Origin of the sequence: Trichlorobacter sp. (genome assembly GCF_030247655.1) — a bacterium.
GTDB lineage: Bacteria > Desulfobacterota > Desulfuromonadia > Geobacterales > Pseudopelobacteraceae > Trichlorobacter.
This window is the reverse complement of the sequence record NZ_JAOTRZ010000251.1, coordinates 1-4,013: the sequence shown is the minus strand read 5'-3', so window position 1 is coordinate 4,013 and position 4,013 is coordinate 1. Positions and strand designations below refer to the sequence as shown.

General features: G+C 47.6%; 4 protein-coding genes. All 4 read right to left on the bottom strand.

The genetic code is table 11. The features are described 5' to 3' along the window. Positions 1 to 212: flagellar biosynthesis repressor FlbT (locus OEL57_RS15005; protein ID WP_300741562.1), on the bottom strand; the 212-nt coding region annotated here is incomplete at its 3' end. A 6-nt stretch (positions 213 to 218) separates the two neighbouring features. Next, entirely contained in the window at positions 219 to 881 is a 663-nt protein-coding gene (locus OEL57_RS15000) for a hypothetical protein (protein WP_300741560.1), read from the bottom strand. A gap of 95 nt (positions 882 to 976) precedes the next feature. After that, positions 977 to 1,801 (bottom strand): flagellin, encoded by an 825-nt coding sequence (locus tag OEL57_RS14995; RefSeq protein WP_300741559.1) that lies wholly within the window; start codon positions 1,799 to 1,801, stop codon positions 977 to 979. A gap of 58 nt (positions 1,802 to 1,859) precedes the next feature. After that, the coding region (locus tag OEL57_RS14990) for a tetratricopeptide repeat protein (protein WP_300741557.1) at positions 1,860 to 4,013 on the bottom strand (2,154 nt) is incomplete at its 5' end.

The following is a 4,013-nucleotide window of genomic DNA, read 5'->3' as shown; positions in this document are numbered from 1 at the left end:
ACATTTGGAACCTCTACAAGGTACATCAATTGAATAACCAGATATATTTTTTTGCAAAAACTATCAGCTTGCTCCTCCGTTAGAATATCCTTCTCTCGGAGAATAGGGACATTGTTCTCAACAAAAAGAATACAAGCTGCTGGTCCATTAGTAATAACAGCCCCGCTAATTACAACACGTTCATGGGGTTTAAGAGACAATTTAAGTGCCATGTCAAATCAGGAATTGATCAGAGTCTGGGTAATTTTATCACTAAGACCACCAAGCTGTTCAGAAAGATTGTCCAAGCCTTCAGAAGCCAGTTGCACCTTCTTATCAGATGCTCCGGTTTCAAGAGCAGGTACTGCACTGGCCTGCATTTGGCCATTCTGAGCAAACATCGCTTCCCACATAGATTTAACTTTTTCATAAACTGGCTGCGGCGGTGCTGGAACCATAAGGTTCTCAATTTCCTTACGCAACGACATATAGCTCATCAGTAAATCACGCCGTTCCATGCTATCAATCGGATAGGGTGGATAGTTCTTAACAATCGATGTCAGGCTACCCTGCATCTGCGCAACCGTTTCAACAGCCTTATTCAAATCTTCATTGGTCTGCCGAACACCTTTTATCAACTCATTAAGTCGGCCGTGCATCTGCTCTATTGACCTAACGGTATCAAGATTTTTGGCAACAGAAGATGACTTAATTTGAACGGTATCAACGACAGATTCAGACTTGGGTTGCGACTGCTGTTTATACGCCTGAAGTGCTGCAGAAGATGCCACATCAGCCTCTTTTACAACTGGAGACTGTGTTTGTGCATCAACCTGCCTGGCTTGTTGCTGCTGGCTGGCATTGTTAAACTGCTGTCCCGTCTGAATACTATTAACTTCCATGGCGACCCCCAACAATCATCATCTAAAAAAACAGGGGGGATCGAAATCCCCCCTGTCTGTTCATCCGACGTATTCGCTTTCTACTGCACTTTCACTTAGAAGAGTCTTAATACAGACTGGGCAGCCTGTGAAGACATACTCAGAGCAGTAGTACCGAGGTTCTGCTGAGTCTGCAGCATCAGCATGTTAGCGCCTTCCTGGTTCATATCCGCCAAGGTCAGGTTGTCAGCACCGGTCTGCAGAGTTCCGATCATTTGATCAGTAAACTCCTGACGTGTAGTGATGATGTTCAGGTTGTTGGACAAAGACTTGGACTGTGTACGCAGCTGGCTGATGGCGGTATCCAGCATGGCACTGGAGGTCGAGATTGCAGCAGTGTTGGTCCAGTTGGTGTTTGCAGTTCCAGTTTGTGATACGCTCAGGCCGATGGCAGTTGCGTTGAAACCGGTAACTTTCAAGTTTGCAGATGCATCTTCGTTGAAGTTAACCGTAACCGTACCCTGGTTGAGCAGGTTGGTACCACGATAACCGGAGTCTGAAGAAAGCTGATCAATCTGGCTCATCAGAGTGTTAAACTGGGTCATCAGCACCTTACGGTCTGCAGTAACGGCCGTTGAAGTGGCAGACTCAGCAAGACCTTTTGCTGCCTGCAGCAGTGAGCTGATAGCGGTAATACCGGCATCGCCCGCCTTTACCTGTTGAACTGCTTCTGCCATACCATCTTTCCGGATTGAAAAGTCAGATGCGCGGTTCATGTGTGCCTGTGCTGCAAAAAAGTTGGTTGGGTTGTCAAGGGCGCTGTTTACCTGCTTACCAGTTGAAAGCCGCTCTTGAGTACGGTCTATCAATTTGCTGGTTGATTGCAGTTGAAGCAGGTTGGAACGCATACCGGAGGTCAAAGAAATGTCGTTAACTCCCATTTTAGTATCCCCTTTCTAGGATAATTGTGGTGGCCTTCTGGCCTTGATACTTTAATCGTCACCTAGCTGGTGTAACTTTAGCATTTTTTTTCAGGTGGTCAAGCAGATCAGTCATTTTTTTGTGTACTGCAGCTATGACCGGTTTCCAGTCACCTGACTCAACCTGCCTGAACAGCCTGACACTGCTGTACCATGGACTGTCATCCCTGCCATCAAGCCAACGCCAATCAGGGCCGACCTTGAGCATTACCCAAGTATTTATTCCCAATGCTCCGGCCAGATGCGCCACAGATGTATCCACGCTCACGACCAGGTCCAAGCCTGCAATCAGTGAGGCAGTGTCATAAAATGTGTCCAGATTGTCAGCTACACGTGCCACTCCATATTTTTCAAGCATTATCAGGTCAGCAGCATTACCAACTTCTTTCTGAAGGCTAACAAAACTGGTTCCAGGCGTACCGAGCAATGGTTCCATATCGTTAAGGGTACACGACCGTCTGTCATTTCTGAAAGTCTTACGTCCATCCCATGCCAGTCCAATCCTTAAACAGTCAGAGGCAACACACGAATCAAGCAATTTTTTAAAGCGCGCCTTCCCTTGATCCGCTACAGACAGGTATCCGCCTGCCTTGGGTATTGTTACCGTATCTGTTTTCAACAGATATGGCAACGACATGAGCGGAAACTTCACGTCTGCTGCGACCGGCTCATCTGTCCAGCTTGTACAGTCATAGATACCCTGCAACTGTTTCACAATTGGCTTAATATTGTTGTCCTGACACTCAACAATAACCTTACCACCAAGCTCCGCCACTACCTGCGCATAACGCATGAACTGAATCGTATCGCCATACCCCTGTTCAGACTGCAGCAGTATCGTCTGGCCGTTCAAGGGACTACCGTCCCACAGAGGAATGGCATGATTGGGAATTTTGATCGGATCGGATTTACTAAAACGCCATTCATACTCCTTCCAACCTTCACGATAATCGCCACGGTGCAATAACGACAGGGCAAGATTCCAGTGAGTATCCGCATCATTCGGCTCATATTTCAATGCAAGCCGAAACCAGTCAACCGATTCATCTAACTGTTCCATATCCCTGCATGCTGTACCGATATTACAAATCGCACTGGACAGGTCAGGTTTGATCCTCAATGCCTCTGATAGTGCTTGATATGCTTTTCCTGATTCCATAACTGAAAGCCAGGCGATACCCAAGGAATTATAGGCTAAATAGTGGCTACGGTCACAGGCAATGATCCTCTCAAACAAGCCAATCGCCTCTTCAAATCTCTTTTGCCCCATCAATTGATTGCCAAGCAGCAACATCGCATCTGTGTGATCAGAATTCAGCTCAATCGCCTTCAAAAAGCAGGTTTCTGCCTCTCCTATATGCTCCTGAAGACCATTTGCAACGCCCAGATTAAGCCAGCCATCCGCCAACTGAGGATCAAGTGTCAAGGCTTTGCGATACTGGTCTGCGGCTTCTGGCAACTGGCCCAGATTTTTAAGGGCGTTACCTTTATTAAAAAAAGCTGCGGCAAATGCGGGATTAAGCAGAACCGCCTTATCAAAACAGAAGATAGCTTCCTGGTAACGTCCCTGCTTGTCCAGCAGGTTGCCAATACAGTTGTAGGTCTCAGGATTGAGCGGAGCACTGGCAAGGGATTTTTGAAACTGCAGATGAGATGCATCAAACATTTTAAGTTCAGCCAGTACCACCCCTCTTTTGTTCCACAGGCTGGGAGTGACTGCCGGTGACTGCAGACTGCCTTGTTTTAAGAATTTCACTGCTACTGCCTGCAGGCAACTGGCCGCTTTTTTCCAAGACTGCAGACATGGTGTTTGTTGCTGCCTTTGAAGGGTGTCATCAGGAGAACGCCAAGCCTTAAATGCCACCTCAAGCTGATGCAGAATCAGCTCCATATCCGGCTCAAGCCAAACTGTCAACAGATCAGGGGCGAGCATCGGCAGCCTGCCAAGTAATACAGAGGTTGGAGATATAGCAGGATCAGGTGGGGCGCTACTGTCCATAGTTGCCACAACAGGCCGTGCGGCAGCAACAAACCTGCGCAATACCGGATCGAGCACAGCAGGAACACGTGCAGGTGCCAGATACACATCTGCTGTTGTCGGCAGGATGTCAGCGCACGCCACAAATGACACCCTGGCAAGGTCAACGCCATTTTGTTCCAACAATTTTTGAGA